The sequence below is a fragment of the Pseudomonas sp. AN-1 genome (assembly GCF_034057115.1).
GTDB lineage: Bacteria > Pseudomonadota > Gammaproteobacteria > Pseudomonadales > Pseudomonadaceae > Geopseudomonas.
In genome coordinates this window covers 1131006-1156522 of sequence record NZ_CP139195.1, presented here as the reverse complement: position 1 = coordinate 1156522, position 25517 = coordinate 1131006, and the positions used below count along the sequence as shown (strand labels likewise).

Here is a 25517-nt window from a genome sequence, read left to right as displayed (position 1 = left end):
GGCCCCGCGCGGGATGGATCAGCGGCTGGCCATGCCCAGGCGCAGCGCCTTCTTGAACACTTCCAGCTCGCCATCGCTGAGGGTGCCGAAGATGTCCTGCTGCGCCTTGCTCACCGTGGCCCACAGCGCCTCCAGCTTGGCGTGCCCGGCGGCGCTGACCTCGTGGCGCGTGCCGGCCGGTTGCAGGTAGCCGCGTTCCTGCAGGGCACTCAGGGCTTCCTCCACTTCCTGCGCCGGCATGGCGGCGGCCTGCTGCAGTTCGGCGAGGCTGGCGTTGGGCGCGCTGTCCAGCACCAGCAGCAGGCGTGCCTCGCTGTTGCGCAGGCCCAGCGCCAGGTTCTCCTGGACGAAGCGCGGATGGCAGGCGTTGACCGCCTGGATCAGCAGGTAGAACAGGTTGTCGCCGAGGCGGGTGTTGAGCAGGTCGCGGCTCTCGCTCGCCTCGCTGTCCTGCGGTTTGCGCCCGCGCGGATGCGGCAGAACCATGGCGTAGCCGCCTTGGTGGTAGACCAGCGGCGCGCGGCCGTGGTCCTCGTAGCGCTCCACCTTGCCGATCATGATCCAGTGGTCGCCGCCGTCGACGTGCTGGAACTGGCTGCACTGGAAGTTGCCGGCGCAGCCGTCGAACAGCGGCGCGCCGCCGAGCCCTGCGCTGTGCTCGATGCCGGCGAACTTGTCTTCCTGCGGGTGGGCGAAGTGGTTGGACAGGGCGATCTGCTCGGCGGCCAGCAGGTTGACCGCGAAGTGGCTGGCGTCCTGGAACACCTCCCAGGCGCTGGAGCGCTTGTCCAGGCTCCAGAGGATCAGCGGCGGCTCCAGCGAGACCGAGTTGAAGCTGTTGGCGGTGACGCCGACCTTGTGGCCGTCGGCGCCGCAGGCGGTGACGATGGTCACCCCGCTGGCGAAGTTGCCGAGGGCGCGGCGGAACTGGCGGGGATCGAGGCTGGGATCGAGGTTGTGGTCTGCACTTGTCATGTGGCTCTCCTGGGATCCTTCTGCGCCGCTGCCTGCGCGAGATCCGTCTGGTTGTCGAGGTAAGGTCATTCTGGCCAACCCGGCCGGCGGCTTCATCGACGTTAAAGCGAAAGCACCGTTCGCTTCGTTTGTCTGGTCGCCCGCTGCCCGGCTGGTAGCTTTGCCGTGAACCATGCCTGCAAAGTCAAAGGAGTTGCCCGTGCCCAGGATCCATCCCGCCGCCATCATGGCCTGTTCGCTGCTCGGTACTGCCGCCTTCGCCGCCGCTCCGCCCTGCACGCCGGGGCAAGGCTTCCAGCCGGTCTGCGGCATCGCCCCGCCGGAGGATCTGGAACTCACTCCGGACGGCCGCCAGCTGATCATGAGCATCACCCCCGGCCTGGCCGGCCAGCAGGTTTCGCGCCTGCGCATCATGGACCTGCAGAGCGAGACGGCACGCGACCTGCCGCTGCAGATCGCGCCGCAGGAAGGCTGGGGCGAGGCGGGCTGTAGCGCGCCGCCGCAGGCCCCCGGCGCCCATGGCATCCACCTTGCGCCGCGTGCCGATGGCCGCCAGCAGCTGCTGGTGGTCAACCACAGCGGTCGCGAAGCCGTCGAGTTCGTCGAACTGGTGGCGGATGGCGGCGACTGGCAGGCGTACTGGCGCGGCTGCGTCGAGCAGCAGGAGATTGGCCGCTTCAACGACGTGGCGGCCACCCCCGATGGCGGCTTCGTCGCCACCGTGATGTTCGAGTCGCCGAGCATGGCGCCGCCGCTGCCGCTCGAGCAGTTGCTCGACGGTCGCGACACCGGCTACCTGATGCGCTGGGCGCCGGGGCAGTCGCTGGCCAAGGTCGAGGGCAGCGAGGCGCCGTTCCCCAACGGCGTGCAGGTGTCGGCCGATGGTCGGCATGCCTGGTTCGCCGCCTGGACCGCTGGAGAGATTCGCCAGTTCGACCTGCAGGAAAAACGCCCGCTGGCGCGGGTCCCGGTCGGCTACATGGTCGACAACCTGAGCTGGGGCGCGGACGGCCGCCTGCTCGGCGCCGGCATCGACGACGTCGGCGCCTTCCAGCGCTGCTTCGCCAGCCATGTCGAGCACTGCCCGGTGGGCTTCAAGGTGTCTGCCGTGGATACGCAGAGCGGCGAGAACCGCGAGCTGTTCGCGGCGAAGGAGGGCGTGCTGGCCGGCGCCTCGGTGGCGGTCGACGCCGGCGGGGTACTCTATGTCGGCTCCTATACCGGGGATCGTCTGCTGCGCCTGCAATCCACCCAGGCGGATGAGTGAGCAGACTGGGCCAACAAGAACAACGGGAACATTTCATGAAACGACTCAAGCGGGCGGCCGGTGCCGCCCTGCTGGCCTGCGTATTGCCGGCCGGCACCGCCGCGGCCGAGCAGCCGAACATCCTGCTGATCCTCGCCGATGACCTGGGCTTCTCCGACCTCGCCAGCTTCGGCGGCGAGATCGAGACGCCGAGCCTCGACCAACTGGCCGGGGAGGGGGTGCGGATGACCGACTTCTACGCCGCGCCGACCTGCTCGCCGACCCGGGCGATGCTGATGTCCGGCACCGACAACCACCTGGTCGGCCTCGGCACCATGGCCGAGGTGCTGCCCTTCGCCAAGTCCCTGCAGGGCCGTCCGGGCTACGAGGGGCATCTCAATGGGCGCGCCCATTCGCTGCCGCGGCTGCTCAAGGACGGCGGCTATGTCACCTACATGGCCGGCAAGTGGCACCTGGGCAAGGCCGACGACCAGGGGCCGCACGCCTGGGGCTTCGACCGCTCGCTGACCCTGCTCGAAGGCGGCGCCAGCCACTTCAAGCCGCTGCCGGGCTCGACGGTGCGGGTCGAGAACGTCAGCTACCGCGAGGACGGCAAGCCCGTCGAGCTGCCGGAGAACTTCTTCTCCAGCGACTTCTACACCGACAAGCTGATCGACTACATCGAGTCCGGGCGAGCGAGCGGCAAGCCGTTCTTCGCCTACGCCGCCTACACGGCGCCGCACTGGCCGCTGCACGCTCCCGAGGCCTACATCGACAAGTACCGTGGCCGCTACGCCGCCGGCTACGACGCCATCCGTGAGGAGCGCATCGAGCGCCTGAAACGGCTCGGGCTGGTCGATCCGCAGTTCGTCGCCGCTGCGCCGGCGAGCGTGCCGAGCCCGCAGTGGCAGCAGCTCGATGCTACGGAGAAGGCGGTGCAGGCGCGCAAGATGGAGGTATACGCGGCCATGGTCGAGCACCTGGATGCGAACATCGGCCGGCTGATCGACTACCTCAAGCGCATCGGTGAATACGAGAACACCCTGATCGTGTTCATGTCCGACAACGGCGCCGCCGGCGAGGACCACGCCAAGGGCTACTCGCCGGGCGACGGCATGACCGACGACTCGCTGGCCAACATCGGCCGCCGGGGCTCCAACATCAACTACGGCTACCGCTGGGCCGAGGTCAGCGCGACGCCGTTCAGTCTGGTCAAGGGCACCACCGCCGAGGGCGGCATCGCCGTGCCGACCATCGTGCGCCTGCCGGCGGCCATGGGCGGCGGGGGCGGGCGCATCCTCGGCGGCTTCGGCCGGGTCGACGACCTGGCGCCGACCTTCCTCGAGGTGGCCGGCCTGCCGCTGCCCGGCGACAGCTACCGGGGAGCGCCCAAGGCGCCGATGACCGGGCGCTCGCTGTTGGCCATGCTCGCCGGCGGACGGGCCGACACGCCGCGACAGGTGGTTGGCGAGCTGTTCGGCCAGGCCTACGTGCGCGACGGCGACTGGAAACTGGTGGCCGCCCGCGCCCCGCACAGCGGTCCGCCGCTGCCCGACCGGCCCTACGAATGGAAGCTCTACAACCTGGCCGAGGATCGCGGCGAAACCACCGACCTGTCCGCCCGCCATCCGCAGAAGGTCGAGGAACTCAAGGCCCAGTGGCGGCGCTATGTGGACTGGGCAGGGGTGGTCGAGCCACCGCCCGGCAGCTGAATCCTTGCTGGCGAAGAGGCCCCCGCATCGGGGGCCTCTTGCATTGGCGCCGCGGCGGATTCTGCAGCAAAGCTGAACGCCCCCTTCGCTCGCCTTGCCTCCTCAACGCTGGGCGCGGCTGTCGATAATCCGTGCCACAGGCAAGCCCGTCCGGGCATGACAGCAACGAGCGAGGTGGTGATGAAGATTCTGGTGACCGTGAAGCGGGTGCTGGACTACAACGTCAAGGTCCGTGTCAGGGCGGACCACTCCGGCGTCGATCTGGCCAATGTGAAGATGGCGATGAACCCGTTCTGCGAGATCGCCGTGGAGGAAGCGGTACGCCTCAAGGAGCAGGGCATCGCCAGCGAGGTGGTGGTGGTCTCGGTCGGCCCGGCCGCCGCCCAGGAGCAGCTGCGCACCGCCCTGGCCCTCGGCGCCGACCGCGCCGTGCTGGTCGAGAGCGACGCCGAGCTCGGCTCCCTGGCCGTCGCCAAGCTGCTCAAGGCACTGGTCGACAAGGAGCAGCCGCAGCTGGTGATCCTCGGCAAGCAGGCCATCGACAGCGACAACAACCAGACCGGGCAGATGCTCGCCGCGCTGACCGGCTTCGCCCAGGGCACCTTTGCCTCCAAGGTCGAGGTTACTGGCGACAAGGTCAATGTCACCCGCGAGATCGACGGCGGCCTGCAGACCGTGGCCCTTGCGCTGCCGGCCATCGTCACCACCGACCTGCGCCTCAACGAACCGCGCTACGCCTCCTTGCCCAACATCATGAAGGCCAAGAAGAAGCCGCTGGAGACCGTCACCCCGGACGCCCTCGGCGTATCCACCGCCTCCACGCTCAGGGTGCTCAAGATCGAGGCGCCGGCCGCGCGCAAGGCCGGAATCAAGGTGGGCTCGGTGGCTGAACTGGTCGAGAAACTGCAGAACGAAGCGAAGGTGATCTGAGATGGCAATCCTGGTAATCGCTGAACACAACAACAGTGCCCTGGCTGCCGCCACCCTCAACACCGTGGCCGCCGCTACCCAGATCGGTGGCGACATCCATGTGCTGGTCGCCGGCCAAGGCTGTGGTGTGGTGGCCGAAGCTGCCGCCCAGGTCGCCGGTGTGGCCAAGGTGCTGCTCGCCGACGTCCCGGCCTACGCCCATCAGTTGCCGGAGAACCTCGCGCCGCTGATCGTCGGGCTGGCTCGCAACGCCTACAGCCATGTGCTGGCGCCGGCCACCAGCAACGGCAAGAACTACCTTCCGCGCGTCGCCGCGCTGCTCGACGTCGAGCAGATCTCCGAGATCGTCAGGATCGTATCGGCCGATACCTTCCAGCGCCCGATCTACGCCGGCAACGCCATCGCCACCGTGCAGTCTTCGGCCAGCGTCAAGGTCATCAGCGTGCGCAGCACCGGCTTCGACGCGGTGGCGGGCGAGGGCGGTAGCGCCGCCATCGAAGCGGTTGCCGTTGGCGGTGACGCCGGCATTTCCGCCTTCGTCGGCGAGGAGCTGGCCAAGTCCGAGCGCCCCGAACTGACCGGCGCCAGGATCGTCGTCTCCGGCGGCCGCGGCCTGCAGAACGGCGACAACTTCCAGCTGCTCTACGGCCTGGCCGACAGGCTCGGCGCCGCCGTGGGCGCCTCGCGTGCCGCCGTCGATGCCGGCTTCGTGCCCAACGACCTGCAGGTCGGCCAGACCGGCAAGATAGTCGCGCCGCAGCTGTACGTCGCCGTGGGCATCTCCGGCGCCATCCAGCACCTGGCCGGGATGAAGGACTCCAGGGTGATCGTGGCGATCAACAAGGACGAGGAGGCGCCGATCTTCCAGGTCGCCGACTACGGCCTGGTCGCCGACCTGTTCGAGGCCGTACCCGAGCTGGAACGCGTGCTCGCCGGGTAGGGCGCCAGGTCAGCCCTGGATGAGGGCGGCAACCTCGCTGGGGCTGAGCACCTTGCCCACGGAGACCACCTTGTCGTCGATGGCCAGGGCCGGGGTCGACATCACGCCGTGGGCGGCGATCTCGGCGAAGTCGGTGACCTTGACCACCTCGGCCTCGCGGCCGAGGCTGGCCAGCGCCGCCCGGGTGTTTTCGGTGAGGGTCACGCACTTCTTGCAGCCGGAACCGAGGATTTTGATGATCATCAGGTTTCTCCTGGGATGTATGAGCCGGTTCAGATGAACAGGTAGGCAAAGGCATTGAACAGATAGCCGATCAGCATGATGCCGACCACCACGATGGCGAAGAACAGCGCCAGCAGCGGCGCCTTGACCACCTTCTTGAGCATGATCAGCGAGGGCAGCGACAGCGCGGTCACCGCCATCATGAAGGCCAGCACGGTGCCGAGGCCGACACCCTTGGCCACCAGTGCCTCGGCGATCGGCAGGGTGCCGAAGATGTCGGCGTACATCGGCACGCCGACCACTGCCGCCACCGGCACCGACCACCAGTTGTCCTGGCCGATCACCGCGCCGATCAGTTCTGCCGGAATCCAGTTGTGGATCGCGGCGCCGATGCCCACGCCGATCAGGATGTACAGCCAGACGCGCTGGATGATTTCGCCGACCTGCGCGCGGGCGTAGCTCAGGCGATCGCGCAGGGTCAGTCGCTCCTGCGGCAGGTCGAGCGCCTTGTGCCGGGTGACGAAGGCTTCGACGTACTGCTCCATCCGCGCCTGGCCGATCAGGGTGCCACCGAGCACCGCCAGCACGATGCCGACCGCCACGTAGGCCAGGGCGATCGTCCAGTTGAAGACACTGGCCAGCAGGATCATCGAGGCCAGGTCGACCAGCGGCGAGGAGATCAGGAACGAGAAGGTCACCGCCAGCGGCAGCCCGGAGCTGGTGAAGCCGATGAACAGCGGGATCGACGAGCAGGAGCAGAACGGCGTGACCGTGCCGAGCAGCGCGCCGGTGAGATTGGCGCGGAAACCGCGCATGCCGCCGAGAATCCGCCGGGTACGCTCGGGCGGGAAGTAGCTCTGCACCCAGGAGATGGCGAAGATCAGCACCGACAGCAGGATGAAGATCTTGATCACGTCATAGATGAAGAAGTGCAGGCTGCCGCCGAGGCGGCTGGCCATGTCCAGGCCGAACACGTCTTCCACCAGCAGGCGTACCAGGGTGGAGAGCCAGTCCATGCGCAGCAGCTGGTCGTTCAGCCACTTGAAGATTTCCATGGAAGCTCCTTAGCGACGCGGCAGGGCGCGCTCGTACCAGGCGCGGCTGTGGTTGACCATGCGCACCAGGGCGAGCATCACCGGCACTTCGATCAGCACGCCGACCACCGTGGCCAGCGCGGCGCCGGAGTCGAAGCCATAGAGGACGATGGCCACCGCCACCGCCAGTTCGAAGAAGTTGGAGGCGCCGATCATGGTGGCGGGACCGGCCACGTCGTGGCGCACCTTCAGGCTGCGGCACAGCCAGTAACCGAGGGCGGCGATGAACAGGGTCTGCAACAGGATCGGCACGGCGAGCAGGCCGATCACCAGCGGTTGTTCGACGATGGCCTCGCCCTGGAAGGAGAACAGCAGCACCAGGGTGGCCAGCAGGGCGAGGATGGAGAACGGCGAGACCTTCGCCAGCGCGGCCTGGAAGGCTGCTTCGCCACGCTTCATCAATTGGGCGCGGATGAACTGGGCGATGGCCAGCGGGATGACGATGTACATCACCACCGAGAGCAGCAAGGTGTCCCAGGGCACCGGAATCGACGACACGCCGAGCAGCAGCGCGACTATGGGCGCGAAGGCGAACACCATCACCAGGTCGTTGAGCGCCACCTGGGTCAGGGTGAAGTTGGCGTTGCCGTTGCACAGGTTGCTCCACACGAACACCATCGCCGTGCAGGGCGCGGCGCCGAGCAGGATCAGCCCGGCCATGTAGCTGTCCAGTTCGCCGGCCGGCAGCCAGTCGGCGAACAGTACCTTGATGAACAGCCAGCCGATCAGCGCCATGGAGAACGGCTTGACCGCCCAGTTGACGAACAGGGTGACGCCCATGCCGGCCTTCTGCTGGCGTACCTCGTGCAGCGCGCTGAAGTCGATCTTCATCAGCATGGGGATGATCATCACCCAGATCAGCACGCCGACCGGGATATTGACCTGGGCCACCTCCAGCGCCCCGACCGTCTGGGCCGCAGCGGGCAGGTACAGGCCGAGCAGGGTGCCGGCGACGATGCACAGGAACACCCAGAGGGTCAGGTAGCGCTCGAAGAAGCCGAGCGGCGCGCCGGCGGCCTGTCTGGCCGCCACTTCACAGGGGCTGGACATCGATGTTTCCTTCCTTTCTTGCAGATGCCGGCTGCCGAGAGGCAGTGCCGGATATTCAGTGCCCACCGAGGGCTGCGTCGATCTCGCTCACCGTACTGCGCGCCGTGCGGGTCACGCCGATCAGGGTGGCCGAGGCGGCGCCGGTCCACTCGCCGTAGCCGACCAGCCACAGGTTCGGCTGCTTCAGCGCACGGGTATTCTCGACGGCCACCTTGCCGTCGGCCTCGATCACCCCCAGCGCGCTCAGGTGATCCAGAGCCGGGCGGAAGCCGGTGCACCAGACCACCGCATCGACCTCGGCACGACGGCCGTCGGCCCACTCCACGCCGTGTTCGGTGAAGCACTTGAACGGCCTTTCGCTGACCAGCACGCCACGGCTGCGCGCCTCGCGCACCGGTTCGACCATCACCACGTCGCCGAGGCCGCCGATCGGCTGCTCGACCGTGCGGCCCTCCTGCTGGGCCTTCCAGCGTTCGGTGGCGCGCTCGAACAGCACGCGGCCATCGACATCGTCGGCCAGGAACAGCGGCGGCTCGGGGGTGATCCACAGGGTTTCGGCGACCTTCGACACCTCGGCGAGGATCTGCGCGCCCGAGTTGCCGCCACCGACGATCATCACCCGCTGGCCGGCGAATGGGGCTGGGTCGACGTAGTGGGCCGAGTGCAGTTGCACCCCGGCGAACTCAGCGCGGCCGGGGTAGTCGGGAATGTACGGATGGCTCCAGGTGCCGGTGGCACTGACCACCGCGCGGGCTCGCCAGGTTCGTTCACCGGCGCGTACCCGCAGGTAATCGCCATCGCGCTCGACCGCCTCGACATGCACCGGGCGCAGCACTGGCAGCTGGTAGCGTTCTTCGTAGCGGCTCAGGTAGTCGATGACCTCGGCGCGGGTCGGGTAGGTGGATGCACTGGCCGGCATCGGCCAGCCGGGAATCGAACTCCAGGTGGCCGGGGAGAACAGCCGCAGCGAGTCCCAGCCGTGCAGCCAGGCGCCGCCGGGGCTGGCCTGTTCGTCGAGCAGCAGGAAGGATCGCTGGGTGCGGCGCAGGAAGTAGGCCGTGGCCAGCGCGGCCTGGCCGCCGCCGATGACAAGCACGTCCACTGTAGTCGGGGTGTTCAGCATGCCGGGCCTCGCATGTCCGTGATGGTCGCTGGCCACTGGGGCCGCTCAGGGTTCACCGGGATGGCAAAACCTTAACATTCGAATAGTCGAATATGTGAGCTTTTTCTGCCGGAGCGGCATGCGGTCGCAGGGGGATGCAGCAGCCAGACAGTTGATGCGGAGGTCGGCAGTTGTCCGTGCTTGCATGCTTTACTTCATATATGGCTGATAATATATTCGCCAAAACGCATTCTCAAGCGAGCCGACCCGATCGGTCACCGGCCACGCGTGCAATGTCGTCACCCCCTCCACGTGCGTACCGAGACATCCGCGCCGCGGAAGCAACAATGCAGAGGATTGCCATGGTCGAGCACCTGACCCCCACCACGGTTTTCAAATGCCTGGCCGACGAGACCCGGGCCCGCATGACTCTGCTGATCGCCCGCGAGGGCGAGCTGTGTGTGTGCGAGCTGACCGCGGCGCTGGAAGAAAGCCAGCCGAAGATCTCTCGCCACCTGGCGCTGCTGCGCAGCTGTGGCGTGCTGGAGGATCGTCGCCAGGGCCAGTGGGTGTACTACCGCCTGCATCCGCACCTGCCCGACTGGGTGCACGAGATGCTCGGCACCATCCTGGCGGCCAACAAGCACTGGCTGCGGCCGAACAGCGAGCGCCTGGAGGGCATGCGCAACCGCCCCGGGCGCACCAGCGCCTGCGCCTGACCCTCATTTGACAGCCCGGATTGACACCATGCACGACGACCTGCCCAACATCGATCCCGAACTGCTCGATCTGCCCGACCCGGACAGGCTCGGCCTGCCTGCCCTGCCCGAGCACAAGCCGCGCATCCTGCTGCTCTACGGCTCCAACCGCGAGCGCTCCTACAGCCGGCTGCTGGTGCAGGAGGCCGCGCGCCTGCTCGAGCGTTTCGGCGCCGAGACGCGCATCTTCGACCCGTCCGGCCTGCCGCTGCCGGACGACGCGCCCGAGGACCACCCCAAGGTCCGCGAGCTGCGCGAGCTGGTGCTCTGGTCGGAAGGCCAGGTGTGGTGTTCGCCGGAGCGCCACGGCGCGATGAGCGCGGTGTTCAAGGCGCAGATCGACTGGATTCCGCTGAGCATGGGCGCGATCCGCCCGACCCAGGGCAAGACCCTGGCGCTGATGCAGGTCTGCGGCGGCTCGCAGTCGTTCAACGCGGTCAACCAGATGCGCGTGCTCGGTCGCTGGATGCGCATGTTCACCATCCCCAACCAGTCCTCGGTGGCCAAGGCCTTCCTCGAATTCGACGAGGCCGACCGCATGAAGCCATCTGCCTACTACGACCGCGTGGTCGACGTGATGGAGGAGCTGGTCAAGTTCACCCTGCTGCTGCGCGGGCGCGCCGACTACCTGGTCGACCGCTACTCCGAGCGCAAGGAATCGGCCGAAGAGCTGTCCCGCCGCGTCAACCTGCGCACCATCTGAGTCTCCAAGGAAACCCCATCGTGCCCCATCCCTACGACATCCTCGACGTCCCCGGCTGCTCCGGCCGACTGATCTTCACCCCGTGCCCGGGCAGCAAGGACACCGGCGTGGCTGACGCCCTGGATACCTTGCAGGCGGCCGGCGCCGAGGCGCTGATCACCCTGATGCCGGCCAGCGAGCTGGAGCAGAACCAGGCCGCCGACCTGCCGGCACTGTGCGCCGCGCGCGACCTAGAGTGGTTCCACCTGCCGGTGGCCGACGAGCAGGTGCCGCTGGACGATTTCGCCAGCGCCTGGAGCCAGGCGCGCGAGCGCATCGCCGCCCTGCTCGGCGAAGGACGCAGCATCGCCATCCACTGCAAGGGCGGCTCCGGGCGCACCGGGCTGATCGCCGCGCGCATCCTGATCGACCGTGGCCTGCCGCGCGGCGAAGCGGTGGCCATGGTCCAGGCCCTGCGCCCCAAGGCCATCCAGCATCCGGCGCATGCCGCCTGGATCGCCCAGTTCGACGCTGAATAAACCTTCACCGGGAACGGAGACAACAAGACCATGACCATCAAGGTAGGCATCAACGGCTTCGGCCGCATCGGACGACTGGCCCTGCGCGCGGCCTGGGGCTGGCCGGAGCTGGAGTTTGTGCAGATCAACGATCCGGCCGGCGACGCGGCGACCCACGCCCATCTGCTCAATTTCGACTCGGTGCACGGCCGCTGGCAGCATGAGGCGGGCAGCGACGGCGACTGCGTAGTGATCGACGGCAAGCGCATCCGGGTCACCGCCAACAAGGCTATCGCCGATACCGACTGGTCGGGTTGCGATCTGGTGATCGAGGCCAGCGGCAAGATGAAGACCGTCGCCGTCCTCCAGGCCTATCTGGACCAGGGCGTCAAGCGCGTGGTGGTCAGCGCACCGGTCAAGGAGGCGGGCGCACTGAACATCGTCATGGGCGTCAACGACCAGCTGTTCAATCCCGAGCAGCATCGCATCGTCACCGCTGCCTCCTGCACCACCAACTGCCTGGCCCCGGTGGTCAAGGTGATCCATGAGGCCCTCGGCATCCGCCACGGTTCGATCACCACCATCCACGACCTGACCAACACGCAGAGCATCCTCGACCAGCCGCACAAGGACCTGCGCCGCGCCCGCGCCTCCCTGATGAGCCTGATCCCCACCACCACCGGTTCGGCCACCGCCATCGCCGAGATCTTCCCCGAGCTGCGCGGCAAGCTGAACGGCCACGCCGTGCGCGTGCCGCTGGCCAACGCCTCGCTGACCGACTGCGTGTTCGAGGTGGAGCGCGCCACCAGCGCCGAGGAAGTCAACGCGCTGCTCAAGACCGCCGCCAGCGAAGGCCCGCTCAAGGGCATCCTCGGCTTTGAGGAGCGCCCGCTGGTGTCCATCGACTACCGCACCGATCCGCGCTCGTCGATCATCGATGCGTTGTCGACCCTGGTGGTCAACGGCACCCAGGTGAAGGTCTACGCCTGGTACGACAACGAGTGGGGCTACGCCAACCGCACCGTCGAGCTGGCCCGCAAGGTCGGCCTGGCCGGCTGAGAAACTCGCGCTCGCCTATGTAGGGTGCGCCCTGCGCACCAGGGCTCCTTGCTCGGTGCGCGCGGCGCACCCTACGGCCTGTGTTAGCCGGGTCAGGCCGCAGGCCATAACCCACCCTACGGTTTCTGGCCAGTAGGGGCGAATTCATTCGCCAGCGCGGTTCCGTCAGGCGAATCAATTCGCCCCTACACGATCTGCCATACGGATTTCCCCATGCACGCCCTTGCTCGTCTCTCTCCCGAAATCCGCCAGTACCTGCTGGTCACCGGCAACTACTGGGCCTTCACCCTCACCGACGGCGCCCTGCGCATGCTGGTGGTGCTGCACTTCCACGGTCTCGGCTACAGCCCGCTGCAGATCGCCGCGCTGTTCCTGTTCTACGAGATCTTCGGCGTGGTCACCAATCTGGTCGGCGGCTGGCTGGGCGCGCACCTGGGCCTCAACCGCACCATGAACATCGGCCTGGGGTTGCAGGTGGCGGCGCTGCTGATGCTCACGGTGCCGGCGGCCATGCTCACCGTGCCCTGGGTGATGGCGGCGCAGGCGCTGTCCGGGATCGCCAAGGACCTCAACAAGATGAGCGCGAAAAGCTCGATCAAGCTGCTGGTGGCGGACAGTCAGCAGGGCACCCTGTACAAGTGGGTGGCGCTGCTCACCGGCTCGAAGAACGCGCTCAAGGGCGTCGGCTTCTTCCTCGGCGGTGCGCTGCTGACGACGCTGGGTTTCACCGGCGCGGTACTGGCCATGGCCGCCGTGCTGGCGCTGATCTGGCTGGCCAGCCTGGTGACGCTGAAGAAGGACCTCGGCAAGGCCAAGAGCAAGCCCAAGTTCCGCGACCTGCTGTCGAAGAGCCGGGCGATCAACATCCTTTCCGCCGCGCGGCTGTTCCTGTTCGGTGCCCGCGACGTGTGGTTCGTGGTGGCCCTGCCGGTGTACCTGTCCGCCAGCTTCGGCTGGGACTTCTGGCAGGTCGGCGGCTTCCTCGCCGTGTGGGTGATCGGCTACGGCTTCGTGCAGTCGTTCGCGCCGTACTTCACCGGCAAGCGCAGCGGCAGGGTGCCGGACGGCCGTGCGGCCTTCGTCTGGGCGGCGCTGCTGGCCGGACTGCCGGCGGCCATCGCCTTGGGCCTGGGCTCGGAGCTTTCCGCGCAGACGGTGCTGATCGGCGGCCTGCTGCTGTTCGGCGCGCTGTTCGCCATCAACTCCTCGCTGCACAGCTACCTGATCGTCAGCTACGCCAAGGAGGACGGGGTCTCGCTGGACGTCGGCTTCTACTACATGTCCAACGCCCTCGGCCGGCTGATCGGCACGCTGCTGTCCGGCTGGGTGTTCCAGGCCTGGGGCCTCGAAGCCTGCCTGTGGGTGTCCAGCGCCTTCGTGCTGCTCGCCGCGCTGATTTCCATCGGCCTGCCGCGACATGCCACCGTGGCCGCGGCCTGACGATGACAGTGGTGCAGTCCGGGCGGATCAGGACGAGGCGACGATGCTGCGCGGCTGACGAGGAAGCAGGCTCGGGCGGACCACATGGCGTGCGCGGCGCTTCAGGGGCGCAGCGTGCGCGCGTATAGTCGCGGGTCGATCCCGCCGACCTCAGGAGCCGCCGCGATGGGCCCCATCCTTCTCGCCGATGCCCGCAACCCCGAACTGCGCGCCGCGCTGCACGCCCTGTGCGGCGATCTCGAACTGATCGCGGCGGACGCCGCACCGGAGGCGCTGCGCCGCTGCACGATCTGGCTGGGCGAGCCGGACCGGCTGGTGCCGCTGCTGCGCGCCGGGCTGCGCCCGCAGTGGCTGCAGTCGACCTGGGCGGGCTACCGGCCGCTGCTGGCGGCCGATCTGCCCCGCGATTACCGGCTGAGCCGCGCCGTCGGCGTGTTCGGCCAGCCGATCGCCGAGTACCTGCTCGCCCACCTGCTCGAGCACGAGCAGCAGCTGCGGGCGCGCCGGGAAAGCCAGCGGCAGCGCCAGTGGGATGCGCGGATTCCCGGCAGCCTGTTCGGGCGCCGGCTGCTGATCGTCGGCGCCGGCGAGATCGGTCGCGAGGTCGCCCGCCTGCTGGCGCCCTTCGGCCTGCGCCTGACCGGCATCGCCCACCGGCCGCGCCCGCTCGAGCACTTCGAGCGCGTCGCCGGGCTCGACGCGCTGCACGCCGAGGCCGGCGCAGCCGACTACATCGTCAACATCCTGCCCGACACGCCGCAGACCGCCGACCTCTACGATGAAAGCTTCTTCCGCGCCGTCGCGCCGGGTGCGCTGTTCGTCAACGTGGGGCGGGGCAGCGCGGTGGTGGACGCGGCGCTGCTGCACGCCCTGCAGGAGGGCCTGCTGGCCGGCGCGGTCCTCGACGTGTTCCGCGAGGAGCCGCTGCCGGCGCAGCATCCGTTCTGGGACGCGCCAGGCCTGACGCTGACCGGGCACATCGCCGGCCCGCTGGTGCCGGCCGCACTGGCCCGGCTGTTCGTCGACAACCTGGCGCGTTACCAGGCCGGCGAGGCGCTGCACGGCGAAGTCGACTTCGCCGGCGCCTACTGAGCCACCGATGGCGAAGGTCGCGGCAAGGCGTTGCCCGGCCCGGGTCGGTTCGCTCAATAGGCGGCAGAGGACTGCATCGCCCAGAGATGCGCGCCGACCAGCGCGCGCCAGGGCGAGAACTCCGCCAGCCAGGCCCGCGCCTGCGCCTCGCTGACCTGCTCCGGCTGGCCGAGTAGCGCCTGCAGCCCGCGGCGCACGGCGGCATCGCCGTGCAGCGAGCCGTCCAGCCAGCCGAAACCGCGCAGCAGCGCGTAGTTGACCGTCCAGGGGCCGATGCCGCGCAGCGCCTCAAGCTGCGTCCGGACCTCCTCCACCGGGAGCGTGTGCATCCAGGCGTCGAGGGGAAGGCGCTGCTCCACCACCCCTCTGGCGAGGGTCAGCAGGGCGCCGGCCTTGGTCGCCGAGAAGCCGGCCTGGCGCAGGGTCGCTTCGCTCAGCCCGGCGACCTGGGGAGCCTGCGGGTAGCACAGCAGGCCGCCGGAATGACGCACGTTCGCCGCCATCACCAGCTTGCGGCGAAGGGCGACGGCGGCGCCGACGCTGATCTGCTGGCCGGTGATCGCCCAGGTCAGCGCCTCGAACGGGGTGGCGGCGAGCGGCACGCGCAGGCCGGCCTGTCGGGCGATCAGGGGGCCGAGCTGGGGATGGCGGCGGTGGCGCTGTTCGAAGGCCTCCACGTCCTGCTCCAGGCCGAGCATGCGGCGGACCATGGCCTCGAAGGCCGGCTGTCCGGCCTCCGCCACTGCGCCGTCGACGGACAGGCACGCCTGTGCCCGGTCGCGGTGGAATTCGATGGACAGGCAGGCCGCGGCATCGCCCCAGACGAGGCCCTTGTGCAGCGCGGTCGCATCGACCCGCTCGGCGATGGCCTGCGGGTCGCGGCGATGGAAGGCCAGGATATCCTGGGGGCGGAAGGTGGCGCCCAGCGCCATGGCGCAGGAAAGCTTGATGGTCACGGCGTGGCCTCCCGCTCGAGCAGCGCCCGCTTGCGCTCCACCCCCCAGCGATAGCCGGAAAGCCCGCCGTCGCTGCGCACCACCCGATGGCAGGGAATGGCCACGGCCAGCGCGTTGGCCGCGCAGGCGCCCGCCACGGCGCGCACTGCCTTGGGCGTGCCGATGCGCTGGGCGATTTCCGCATAGCTCGCCGTGGTGCCGGCCGGGATTTCCCGCAGCGCCTGCCAGACGCGCTGCTGGAAGGCGGTGCCGCGCACGTCGAGGGGCAGGTCGAGTCCGCGCCCGGGCATTTCCACGAAGCCGACGACCGTGGCCACCAGTTGCTCGAAGGCGGCATCCGCGCCGATCAGCTCGGCCTTGGGGAAGCGGTCCTGGAGGTCGCGGGCCAGGGCATCGGGATCGTCGCCGAGCAGGATGGCGCAGACGCCGAGTTCGCTGGCGGCGACCAGGATCGAGCCCAGCGAGCACTCGCCCACCGCGAAGCGGATGACCGCCCGGTTGCCGCCGTCGCGGAAGTTCCCGGGAGGCATGCCCAGCAGGTGCGTTGACTCCTGGTAGAAGCGGCCGGCCGAGTTGTAGCCGGCCGCGTAGATCGCATCGGTGATCCTGCCGCCGCCGCTCAGCGTCGCGCGGACCTTGCGGGCGCGGAGTTCCGCCGCGTAGGCCCTCGGCGTCACGCCGGTGACCGCCTTGAACAGGCGATGCAGGTGGAAGGCGCTCATCCCGGCGCCGCGCGCCAGCTCCGCCAGGCTGGGCGGCGTGTCCGCGGCCTCGATCTGCCGGCATAGCGCGGCCACCAGGGCGGCCTGCCGCTCGGCGAGGGGCGCCTGGTCGGGCTTGCAGCGCTTGCACGGGCGGAAGCCCGCCCGCTCGGCGGCGGCGGCCGAGGCGAAGAAGCGGACGTTCTCCGGCCGCTGCGTGCGCGAGCCGCACGAGGGGCGGCAGTAGACGCCCGTGGTCCGCACCGCGTAGCAGAAGCGGCCATCGGCTTGCGGGTCGCGGGCGACCACCCGGGCCCAGCGCGGGTCGGACAGGGTCGCTGCAGCAGGTTGTTCGGTTGGCTTGGACATGTCCGGATTATCCCACGAGTTCGACGCTGCCTACTGTAGGCCCGGCCGGGGGCGGACACACTCCGGGTCTTGCTTTCGAATTCGTCGGCGCCGTCCTTCAGGCTGCCGCCGAATGCCTGAGCGTCCTGATCAGCAGGTTGTGCAGGCTGTCCACGGCCTTGCAGCCCTGCGAGGCCCGGCTGCGATACACCGCGACCTCCATGGGTTCGAGCGGTCCCAGGCCATGTTCGCCACCCAGGATCTGCAGGCCGGCGGGCGCGCTGCACTGGGTCAGCACCGCGACGGCCAGCCCGCTCTCGACGGCGGCAATCTGCCCGGCCAGGCTCGAGCTGTTGTACACCACCTTGTAGCGGCGCCCCTGCAGGGCCAGGGAGTTGAGGGCGCTGCGCCTGGCCAGGCTGGTGCTTTCATAGACCGCGATGGGCAGCGGGTCGCGTCTCCAGACCTCGAACTGGGCGGAACCGACCCACACCATCGGCTCATGGAACAGCAGGGTGCCGTGTCGGGGGTGGTCCCGTGACACCAGCGCCAGGTCGAGATCGCCCCGCTCGACACGGGGGATCAGCGCGGTCGACTGCTCGCAGTTCAGCTCGATCTCCACCGCGCCATGATGGGGCGCGAAGCGCTTGAGCACGGGGGTCAGGTAACGCGCGGCATAGTCGTCCGGGACGCCCAGGCGGATGCGGCCGGCCAGTTCCTCGCCATGGAACGCCGCCTGGGTTTCCGCGTGCAGGTCGAGCATCCGCCGCGCATAGCCCAGCAGCAACTGCCCCTGCGCCGTGAGTTGATGCTGCCGGGGGCCGCGCACTAGCAGCTGGCAGCCCAGGGCCGCCTCGAGCTTCTTGAGCTGCATGCTCACGGCCGACTGGGAGCGATGCACTTCCGGCGCCGCGCCGGACAGCGAGCCGGCATCCACCACGGCAACGAAGCATTTCAGCCAGTCGATCTGCAGGTCCTGGAAGGTCATGGGGCACGCCTTGGTATTCGAACATCAAATAGCATACAGCAGGATTATGCGTTTTCCTTTTTGCTCGGCGCCGCGCATAGTCGTGGTCCGAGACTGCTGCGACGGCCGTTGCAGTGGCGGAATCGACATCGAGAAGTTGGAGAGGCTGCGGCATGACGGGCACGGATACCACCCTGCACGAGTTCGATCGCCAGATGGTGTGGGCTGGCTTCAGGCAGCTCGTCCCCATCTCCCTGTTCGTCACGGTATTCGGCGCGGCCTTCGGCCTGGCCGCCGTGCAGGCAGGGCTGCAGGACTCGGTGATCATGGCGATGAGCACGCTGGTCTTCGCCGGCGCCTCCCAGTTCGCCGCACTGGAGCTGTGGGGGCCCCAGGTCCCGCTCTTCACCCTGGTGCTTACCGTGTTCGCCATCAATGCCCGGCATCTGCTGATGGGGGCGACACTCTATCCGTGGCTGCGCCAGCTGCCGCCGGCAAGGCGCTACGGCGTCATGCTGCTGGCCTCCGATGCCAACTGGGCCATGTCCATGCAGGCGTTCGGTCGCGGCCAGCCGGGGATCGGCCTGCTGCTGGGCGGCGGCCTCGCCCTCTGGTCGTTCTGGGTGGTGGGCACCTGGCTGGGCATCTGTTTTGGCGGGGCCATCCACGATCCCCGGAGTCTGGGGCTGGACATGGTGATGGGCTGCTTCCTGCTGGCCATGGTGGTGGGCGGGGAAAAGAATCTGCGCATCCTGACCATCTGGTTCGTCGCCGCCGGCGCCTCACTGCTGGCCTACTGGTTTCTGCCGGACAACAGCCACGTCGTCGTCGGCGCCCTGGCAGGCGGCTTGACCGGAACCTTCCTGCCGGAGAAGAAACGTGAGTCTTGAAACGACGGGTTCCGGCGCACTGATCCTGGTGCTGCTCATGGCGGTAGTGACCCTGGCGACCCGTTGGGGCGGTATCTACGTGATGTCGTTCGTGCCCATCGGCTACCGGGTGAAGCAGTTCATCGGCGCCATGGCCAGCTCCGTGCTGGTGGCGCTGCTGGCCCCCATGGCGCTGGAGGGGGACACTGGCGCAAGGCTGGCCCTGCTGGCGACCGCCGCCACCATGCTGCTGCTGAAAAAACCGCTGCCCGCCATCGCTGCCGGCATCCTGGTGGCGGCGCTGGTCAGGCAGTTCTGAGCTGACGCTCAGGGCCGAGGGGCCAGCCGCAGCGGAATCCGGCGCTGGCCGAACGCGCCGGCCTGCTCGCACCGCTCTCGCTCGAATGGACTTGCCAACCGTGGCTGCTCGGCTCGCGGCTAAGCTCGGTCGCTCGAGGTGCCGCGGGCGTACTTCTTCTGCAGGATCATCGACGCTTCGTTGTAGGCAGTCTGGAAGGCGGCGCTGCTGATCCAATTCACTGCCGTGTCTTCGTCTTCATCGTGGAAGAACCCGCGATAGGCGATCAGCAGGCCCATCATGAAGTCGATGGCTGCCTCTTCCTCTTCCTCGACGACCACCAGCTCCAGCACCGGGTACTGCAGGAACACCAGGCACATCGCGAGCAGGCTGATGCCTTCGCCGACTTTCATCGCCTGGAACAGGTCGTCGAAGTGCGCCGGATCGAAACCGTTCTCCTCGATGTCTTTGAAGTCGAAGGTGCTCAGGTCGATTTCGACATCATCGAATGGCTCGTTGACCAGCGGATTGGCCAGTAGCGGATGTCCGACATTGGCCTTGGCTTTGCCCGAACGGTTCTGCTTGGCCTTGGCTTTGGCCCGCTGGGCACGTTTTTGCTGTTTATCCGGGGAGGCCATGGAGGCGGGTTCCTTGTTCGATGCAGCCATGTTCATGGCTCAGGGTAATCGGGTACCAATTGTATTGAGTCTTGGCCAGGTTCGTCGGCCATGGGGGCAGATTTTTGTGCTCTGAACGTTTGCTTCCGGCCACTCTCCAGCGACAGCGTGCGGCCCAAAGCAGCTGCGCGCCGAGCTGACCGTTCTTTCTCGCTGGCGGTCGCTGTGCGATGCGGCTACCTGGCCGATGGCGCCTGCGTCATCTAGGTTCCAACCTGCTGTCGGTCAGGCAGTCGACCAGGTCCGCGGCGAAGCGCGACAGCAGCTCGCGCTTGCGCACGCACACCTGCAGGTCGCGCTGTGCCCAGGGTTCCTCCAGTTCGACAACGGCCAGCGGCAAGCGCTGGCTGTGTTCGGCGATGGCGCTGCGCGGCACCAGGCCCAGACCGACGCCGGCGCTGACCATGCGGCACACGGCCTCGAAGCTGCGCACCTGGATGCGCACCTCCAGATGGCGGCCGAGCGCGGCGGCGGCGTTCATGGTGAAGGTGTGAATGGCCGAGCCGGCATGCAGCATCACGAAGGGGTGGTCCAGCACCTCGGCAAAGGCGGTACGGGCGCGTCTGGCCAGCGGGTGGTCGGGCGGGGCGATCAGTACCAGGCGGTCGGCGCGATAGGGGATCAGCTCCACTTCGGCGCCGGCCACCGTATCGGCCACGACTCCGACCTCCACCTCGCCGCGGGCGACGGCCAGGACCACTTCGGGGCTGGTGTGCTCTTCCAGCGAGATACCCACCTGGGGGTGACGCTGCAGGAAGGTCGCCAGGCTGTCCGGCAGGAAGGCATGGGTGGCGTGGGTGTTGGCCCACAGGCTGACGTGGCCGCGCACCCCCTTGGCATAGGGGCTGAGGTCAGCATGCATCTGTTCGAGCTGGGCGAACACCTGGCGCGCGTGGCGCAGCAGCACATCGCCGGCACGGGTCAGGCTGACGCCGCGGGCTTGGCGAACCAGCAACGGGGTGCCCGTCGACTCTTCCAGCAGGCGAATACGATGGCTGGCCGAAGAGGCCGCCAGATGGACGCGCTCGGCGCCGCGGGTGAGGTTGCGCGCCTCGGCAATGGCGACGAACAGGCGCAGGTCGGTCAGGTCGTAATGCATAGGATTGGTCAAATCCGAACGCTGTATTGCGGAAAAGCCAATTTAACCGGGTTTCGCTTGGCGTGATCATTCGTCTCAGAAAAAGTCTGAGAGGTGATCTGCCATGGCGTGGAACAACTGGTCGGCCGAGCGCTGGGGCATCGTGCTGGCGATTCTCGCGGCATTCGGATTTTCGTTTAAGGCGATCTTCGTCAAGCTGGCCTATGCCGCAGCGCCCGTGGATGCCGTCACGCTGCTGACCCTGCGGATGACCTTTGCCTTGCCGGTGGTGCTCTGGGTCAGCCTTTCGCTGTTGCGCAGCGGCCCCGCGCTGACTCGCCAGGACTGGGGGCTGCTGATCCTGCTGGGGCTGCTCGGTTACTACGGGGCCAGCATCCTCGACTTCGTCGGCTTGCAGTACATCTCGGCCGCCCTGGAGCGGCTGATTCTCTTCATCTATCCGACCCTGACCGTGCTGATCGGCGTGCTGTTCATGGGCAAGCGCCTGGAGCGACGGCAGATCGGCGCGTTGCTGCTGTCCTACGCCGGCATTGGCCTGGCGTTCGCCCACGACCTGCAGGTGGCCGACGACATGGGGGTGGTGCTGATCGGCGCGGCCTTCGTGTTCGGTTCGGCGCTGTCCTATGCGCTGTACAGTGCCGGCGCGGAGATCGCCATCAAGCGCGTCGGCTCCATGCGCTTTGCCGCGCTGGGGATCATCGTGTCGACCTTGGCGACGCAGATTCACTTCGCGCTCAGTCAGCCGCTTTCCGCGCTGAACCAGCCCGCACCGGTTTACCTGTATGGCGCGGGCATGGCCCTGTTTTCCACGGTGCTGCCGGTGTTCTGGCAATCGGCCGCCGTGCAGCGCATCGGCGCGGCGCGTACCGTGCTGATTGGCACCCTGGGCCCGATGCTGACGATCTTCTTCGCCTGGCTGTTACTCGCCGAGCCGGTTTCCCTGGCGCAGCTGGCCGGGGCTGGTCTGGTGCTGGCGGGAGTGCTGCTGGTGGCGCGGCGTGCGGCCCCGGCCCAGCCGCACCCGGTCGCCGAGGCTGCCGCTGTTGCCGGCGCCCAACCGGCATCGGCTGCCGTCGCTCCGCCCGGGCGCTAGCCGGCGCAGCGCCGCTGCGGCCCATCGACGGGAGGCCAGCCGTTCAGGACTGCGGGTTCAGCCGCAGCGGAATCCGGCGCTGGCCGAACGCGCCGGCCTGCTGGTCGAAGCGCCCGGCGATGGCGGTGTGGCACTGCGGGCAGCGGCCCTCGGCGGTCAGCCGGTAGTGCAGGATGCGGTGCCAGTCACGCTCGATCAGGGGCGCGCCGCAGCCCGGACAGAAGGTCGTGCCGCCCTCGGCATCGTGCACGTTGCCCGTGTAGACATAGTGCAGCCCCTGCGCCAGGGCGATCTGCCGGGCGCGCCTGAGCGTTGCCGGCGGGGTGCGCGGGGTTTCGAGCATCTTGAAGTCGGGGTGGAAGGCGGTGAAGTGCAGCGGCACCTCCGGCCCCAGCTCCCTGAATACCCAGGCGCACAGGGCCTCGATCTCCCAGTTCGAATCGTTGTGGTCCGGGATCAGCAGGGTGGTGATCTCCGTCCAGACGTCGGTTTCGTGGCGCAGATAGACCAGGGTATCCAGCACCGGCTGCAGATGGGCGCCGGTGAGCTTGAAATAGAAGCTGTCGGTGAAGGCCTTGAGGTCGACATTCGCCGCGTCCATCACCGCGAAGAATTCGCGGCGCGGTTCGGCGTGGATGTAGCCGGAGGTCACCGCCACCGTCCGGATGCCGCGCGCGCGGCAAGCGATGGCCGTATCGATGGCGTATTCGGCGAAGATCACCGGATCGTTGTAGGTGAAGGCCACGCTGGCGCAGCCCGAGTTCTCCGCCGCCAGGGCGATCTGCTGCGGGCTGGCCTGATCCATCAGATGGTCCATGTCCCGCGATTTGCTGATATCCCAGTTCTGGCAGAACTTGCAGGCGAGGTTGCAGCCTGCCGTGCCGAAGGACAGCACCGCCCATCCGGGGAGGAAGTGGTTGAGCGGCTTCTTCTCGATGGGGTCGATGCAGAAGCCGGAAGAGCGCCCGTAGGTGGTCAGCACCACCTGCTCGCCTTCGCGCATACGCACGAAGCAGGCGCCACGCTGCCCGTCGCGCAGCTTGCAGTCACGGGGGCAGAGGTCGCACTGGATGCGGCCATCGGGCAGGCTGTGCCACCAGCGCCCCGGGTAATGTGCGGACAGGTCATTCATGGCAAGCCTCCTACCGCGTGCCTGTCACTATGCCATTGGTGGCGGACCCCAACAATGTGCGGAACATGCTGGATCAGGCCAGGATATTGTCGCTTGTGAGTCGCCGCTTTTGGCCCCGCTACCATCGAGCACGTAGAATCCTACCTGTCGGCATTTTCTCAAGGTCATCGGCGTGGAAGGGCAACTGGGTTTCGTGCTGACGCGGCACTGGCGCGACACGTCGGCGGGCATCGAGGTCGAGTTCTGGCTGGCGACCGACGCCGGTCCGCGCCGCGTGCGGGTGCCCGTGCAGCCTGCGGTGGCCTTCGTCCCCGCCGAGCAGCGCCAGCGCGCCGAGCAGCTGCTCAAGGGCGAGGCGGATGCCGAGCTGCGCGAGCTGGAGCTGCGCGACTTCCATCACCGCCCGGTGCTCGGCCTCTACTGCCGGCAGTACGCGCAGCTGCTGCGCCTGGAAAAGGTCCTGCGCGCCGGCGGCGTAGATGTCTACGAGGCCGACATCCGTCCGCCCGAGCGTTTCCTGATGGAGCGCTTCATCACCGCGCCGGTGTCCTTCGGCGGCACGCCGGCTGACGACGGTGTGCTGCTGGATGCCCAGTTGCGTCCTGCCCCCGACTATCGTCCGCGCCTGCGCCTGGTCTCCCTCGACATCGAGACCAACAGCCGCGGCGATCTGTATTCCATCGCCCTGGAAGGCTGCGGCCAGCGCCAGGTGTACATGCTCGGCCCGGCCAATGGCGAGGCGAGCGGGCTGGACTTCGCCCTGGAGTACTGCGCCAGCCGTGCCGAGCTGCTGGAGCGGCTCAACGACTGGCTGGCGCGCCATGACCCCGACGCCATCATCGGCTGGAACCTGGTGCAGTTCGACCTGCGCGTGCTGCGCGAGCACGCCCAGCGCCTGAAGGTGCCGCTGCGCCTGGGGCGCGCTGGCGACGAGATGGGCTGGCGCGAGCATGGCAGCCGCAACGGCCACTTCTTCGCCGAGGCCGCCGGGCGGCTGATCATCGACGGCATCGAGGCGCTGCGTTCGGCGACCTGGAACTTCCCCTCGTTCAGCCTGGAGAACGTGGCGCAGACGCTGCTGGGGGAGGGCAAGTCGATCGACAATCCCTACCAGCGCATGGCCGAGATCGACCGCCGCTTCGCCGAGGACAAGCCGGCGCTGGCGCGCTACAACCTCAAGGACTGCGAACTGGTGACGCGCATCTTCGAGAAGACCGAGCTGCTCTCGTTCCTGCTGGAACGGGCCGCGGTCACCGGCCTGCCGGCCGACCGCAGCGGCGGCTCGGTGGCGGCCTTCACCCATCTGTACCTGCCGCCGATGCACCGTCTGGGCTTCGTCGCGCCCAGCCTCGGCGAGCGCCTGCCGGAGGCCAGTCCCGGCGGTTTCGTGATGGATTCGCGCCCGGGCCTCTACGAGTCGGTGCTGGTGCTGGACTACAAGAGCCTGTACCCGTCGATCATCCGCACCTTCCTGATCGACCCGGTCGGCCTGATCGAAGGGCTGCGCCAGAGCGACGACGCGCACTCGGTGCCGGGTTTCCGCGGCGCGCGCTTCTCGCGCACCCGGCACTGTCTGCCGGCCATAGTCGCGCGGGTCTGGGAGGGCCGCGACGCGGCCAAGCAGGGCGGCAACCAGCCGCTGGCACAGGCGCTGAAGATCATCATGAACGCCTTCTACGGCGTGCTCGGCTCCAGTGGCTGCCGCTTCTTCGACCCGCGCCTGGCGTCCTCGATCACCATGCGCGGGCACGAGATCATGCGCCGTACCCGCGAGCTGATCGAGGCGCGCGGCTACCAGGTGATCTATGGCGACACCGACTCCACCTTCGTCTGGCTCGGCCGCGCGCACGCGGAGGAAGACGCCAGCCGCATCGGCCGCGAGCTGGTGCAGCAGGTCAACCAGTGGTGGCGCGAGCACCTGACGGCCGAGTTCGGCCTCGACAGCGCCCTCGAACTACAGTTCGAGACCCACTACCGGCGCTTCCTGATGCCCACCATCCGCGGAGCCGAGGAGGGCAGCAAGAAGCGCTACGCCGGCCTGGTGCGGCGCGCCGACGGCAGCGAGGAGATGGTGTTCAAGGGCCTGGAAACCGTGCGCACCGACTGGTCGCCGCTGGCCCGGGAGTTCCAGCAGGAGCTCTACCAGCGCATCTTCCGGCGGCAACCCTTCGAGGACTATGTGCGCGACTATGTGCGCCGCACCCTGGCCGGTGAGCTGGACGAGCTGCTGATCTACCGCAAGCGCCTGCGCCGACGCCTGGACGACTACGAACGCAACGTGCCGCCCCATGTGAAGGCGGCGCGCCTGGCCGACGCGTACAACGCCCGCCACGGACGCCCGCTGCAGTACCAGCGCGGCGGCTGGATCAGCTACGTGATCACCACCGCCGGGCCCGAGCCTCTGGAGTCCCGCCAGGCGCCCATCGACTACGACCACTACGTGACGCGCCAGCTGCAGCCGGTGGCCGACGCCATCCTGCCCTTCGTGCACAGCGACTTCCGGCGCCTGGTGGACGGGCAGATGGAGCTGTTCTGAAGCGGCGATTTCCAGCAGACA

General features: G+C 68.2%; 25 protein-coding genes. 14 read left to right on the top strand and 11 right to left on the bottom strand.

Annotated features, from left to right (window positions below; genetic code table 11):
* Positions 1-18: 18 nt before the first annotated feature.
* Entirely contained in the window at positions 19-975 is a 957-nt protein-coding gene (locus tag SK095_RS05160) for a p-hydroxyphenylacetate 3-hydroxylase reductase component (protein ID WP_320548110.1), read from the bottom strand.
* Between the two features lie 199 nt (positions 976-1174).
* Between SK095_RS05160 and SK095_RS05155 the strand changes: the two genes are divergently transcribed.
* From SK095_RS05155 to SK095_RS05140, 4 genes are all read left to right on the top strand, one after another.
* Complete coding sequence (locus SK095_RS05155; protein WP_320548109.1) at positions 1175-2242, top strand: SMP-30/gluconolactonase/LRE family protein; 1068 nt, start codon at positions 1175-1177, stop codon at positions 2240-2242.
* Between the two features lie 35 nt (positions 2243-2277).
* Positions 2278-3933 (top strand): arylsulfatase, encoded by a 1656-nt coding sequence (locus SK095_RS05150; protein ID WP_320548108.1) that lies wholly within the window; start codon positions 2278-2280, stop codon positions 3931-3933.
* A gap of 180 nt (positions 3934-4113) precedes the next feature.
* On the top strand, positions 4114-4863 hold the full coding sequence (locus SK095_RS05145; protein ID WP_201487515.1) for an electron transfer flavoprotein subunit beta/FixA family protein: 750 nt from the start codon (positions 4114-4116) through the stop codon (positions 4861-4863).
* Between the two features lies 1 nt (position 4864).
* Positions 4865-5803, top strand: a complete 939-nt coding sequence (locus SK095_RS05140; protein WP_201487514.1) for an electron transfer flavoprotein subunit alpha/FixB family protein — start codon at positions 4865-4867, stop codon at positions 5801-5803.
* A 9-nt stretch (positions 5804-5812) separates the two neighbouring features.
* On the opposite strand, the gene SK095_RS05135 is transcribed toward SK095_RS05140, so the two are convergent.
* The 4 genes from SK095_RS05135 to SK095_RS05120 are packed head-to-tail and all read right to left on the bottom strand — an operon-like array spanning position 5813 to position 9292.
* Positions 5813-6046: a thioredoxin family protein gene (locus SK095_RS05135; RefSeq protein ID WP_201487513.1), complete on the bottom strand. Its 234-nt coding sequence runs from the start codon at positions 6044-6046 to the stop codon at positions 5813-5815.
* Positions 6047-6075: 29 nt separating this feature from the next.
* Positions 6076-7080: a permease gene (locus tag SK095_RS05130; RefSeq protein ID WP_201487512.1), complete on the bottom strand. Its 1005-nt coding sequence runs from the start codon at positions 7078-7080 to the stop codon at positions 6076-6078.
* 9 nt (positions 7081-7089) lie between these two features.
* Complete coding sequence (gene arsB / locus SK095_RS05125; RefSeq protein ID WP_201487511.1) at positions 7090-8169, bottom strand: ACR3 family arsenite efflux transporter; 1080 nt, start codon at positions 8167-8169, stop codon at positions 7090-7092.
* 55 nt (positions 8170-8224) lie between these two features.
* Positions 8225-9292: an ArsO family NAD(P)H-dependent flavin-containing monooxygenase gene (locus SK095_RS05120; protein ID WP_320548107.1), complete on the bottom strand. Its 1068-nt coding sequence runs from the start codon at positions 9290-9292 to the stop codon at positions 8225-8227.
* Between the two features lie 341 nt (positions 9293-9633).
* On the opposite strand from SK095_RS05120, the gene SK095_RS05115 reads away from it, so the two are divergent.
* The 6 genes from SK095_RS05115 to SK095_RS05090 all read left to right on the top strand — a co-directional run bounded on the left by SK095_RS05115 (position 9634) and on the right by SK095_RS05090 (position 14820).
* Positions 9634-9990 (top strand): metalloregulator ArsR/SmtB family transcription factor, encoded by a 357-nt coding sequence (locus tag SK095_RS05115; protein ID WP_320548868.1) that lies wholly within the window; start codon positions 9634-9636, stop codon positions 9988-9990.
* Positions 9991-10018: 28 nt separating this feature from the next.
* A complete protein-coding gene (arsH, locus tag SK095_RS05110; protein WP_201487508.1) occupies positions 10019-10732 on the top strand; it encodes an arsenical resistance protein ArsH in 714 nt (237 codons plus the stop codon).
* 20 nt (positions 10733-10752) lie between these two features.
* Positions 10753-11250, top strand: a complete 498-nt coding sequence (locus tag SK095_RS05105) for a dual specificity protein phosphatase family protein (RefSeq protein WP_201487507.1) — start codon at positions 10753-10755, stop codon at positions 11248-11250.
* Between the two features lie 30 nt (positions 11251-11280).
* A complete protein-coding gene (locus SK095_RS05100; protein ID WP_320548106.1) occupies positions 11281-12288 on the top strand; it encodes an ArsJ-associated glyceraldehyde-3-phosphate dehydrogenase in 1008 nt (335 codons plus the stop codon).
* A gap of 213 nt (positions 12289-12501) precedes the next feature.
* Complete coding sequence (gene arsJ / locus SK095_RS05095; RefSeq protein WP_136489495.1) at positions 12502-13728, top strand: organoarsenical effux MFS transporter ArsJ; 1227 nt, start codon at positions 12502-12504, stop codon at positions 13726-13728.
* 165 nt (positions 13729-13893) lie between these two features.
* Entirely contained in the window at positions 13894-14820 is a 927-nt protein-coding gene (locus tag SK095_RS05090) for a D-2-hydroxyacid dehydrogenase (RefSeq protein ID WP_136489494.1), read from the top strand.
* Positions 14821-14873: 53 nt separating this feature from the next.
* Here SK095_RS05090 and SK095_RS05085 read toward each other — a convergent pair whose 3' ends face one another.
* From SK095_RS05085 to SK095_RS05075, 3 genes are all read right to left on the bottom strand, one after another.
* Complete coding sequence (locus tag SK095_RS05085; RefSeq protein ID WP_218569044.1) at positions 14874-15776, bottom strand: DNA-3-methyladenine glycosylase family protein; 903 nt, start codon at positions 15774-15776, stop codon at positions 14874-14876.
* On the bottom strand, positions 15773-16846 hold the full coding sequence (gene ada / locus SK095_RS05080; RefSeq protein ID WP_320548105.1) for a bifunctional DNA-binding transcriptional regulator/O6-methylguanine-DNA methyltransferase Ada: 1074 nt from the start codon (positions 16844-16846) through the stop codon (positions 15773-15775). Before ada ends, SK095_RS05085 begins: the two co-directional genes overlap by 4 nt.
* Before the next feature lie 97 nt (positions 16847-16943).
* Positions 16944-17813 carry a LysR family transcriptional regulator gene (locus SK095_RS05075; RefSeq protein WP_320548104.1) on the bottom strand — a complete coding sequence of 290 codons (870 nt, stop codon included), beginning with the start codon at positions 17811-17813 and terminating at the stop codon, positions 16944-16946.
* A gap of 152 nt (positions 17814-17965) precedes the next feature.
* Between SK095_RS05075 and SK095_RS05070 the strand changes: the two genes are divergently transcribed.
* The gene (locus tag SK095_RS05070; protein ID WP_320548103.1) at positions 17966-18682 is read left to right on the top strand and encodes an AzlC family ABC transporter permease; all 717 of its coding nucleotides are present in this window, start codon (positions 17966-17968) and stop codon (positions 18680-18682) included.
* Positions 18672-18980: an AzlD family protein gene (locus SK095_RS05065; protein ID WP_320548102.1), complete on the top strand. Its 309-nt coding sequence runs from the start codon at positions 18672-18674 to the stop codon at positions 18978-18980. Before SK095_RS05070 ends, SK095_RS05065 begins: the two co-directional genes overlap by 11 nt.
* Before the next feature lie 119 nt (positions 18981-19099).
* Here the strand turns inward: SK095_RS05065 and SK095_RS05060 are convergent, their stop codons facing one another.
* Positions 19100-19597, bottom strand: coding sequence for a hypothetical protein (locus SK095_RS05060; RefSeq protein WP_320548867.1), 498 nt, complete (start codon positions 19595-19597; stop codon positions 19100-19102).
* Positions 19598-19835: 238 nt separating this feature from the next.
* Positions 19836-20735, bottom strand: a complete 900-nt coding sequence (locus SK095_RS05055; protein WP_136489489.1) for a LysR substrate-binding domain-containing protein — start codon at positions 20733-20735, stop codon at positions 19836-19838.
* Between the two features lie 103 nt (positions 20736-20838).
* Here SK095_RS05055 and SK095_RS05050 point away from each other — a divergent pair, with 103 nt between their 5' ends.
* Positions 20839-21828, top strand: coding sequence for a DMT family transporter (locus SK095_RS05050; protein WP_320548101.1), 990 nt, complete (start codon positions 20839-20841; stop codon positions 21826-21828).
* A gap of 43 nt (positions 21829-21871) precedes the next feature.
* On the opposite strand, the gene amrS is transcribed toward SK095_RS05050, so the two are convergent.
* Positions 21872-22960 (bottom strand): AmmeMemoRadiSam system radical SAM enzyme, encoded by a 1089-nt coding sequence (gene amrS / locus SK095_RS05045; RefSeq protein ID WP_320548100.1) that lies wholly within the window; start codon positions 22958-22960, stop codon positions 21872-21874.
* Between the two features lie 172 nt (positions 22961-23132).
* Here amrS and SK095_RS05040 point away from each other — a divergent pair, with 172 nt between their 5' ends.
* Positions 23133-25496, top strand: a complete 2364-nt coding sequence (locus SK095_RS05040) for a DNA polymerase II (RefSeq protein WP_320548099.1) — start codon at positions 23133-23135, stop codon at positions 25494-25496.
* The last annotated feature ends 21 nt before the right edge of the window (positions 25497-25517 follow it).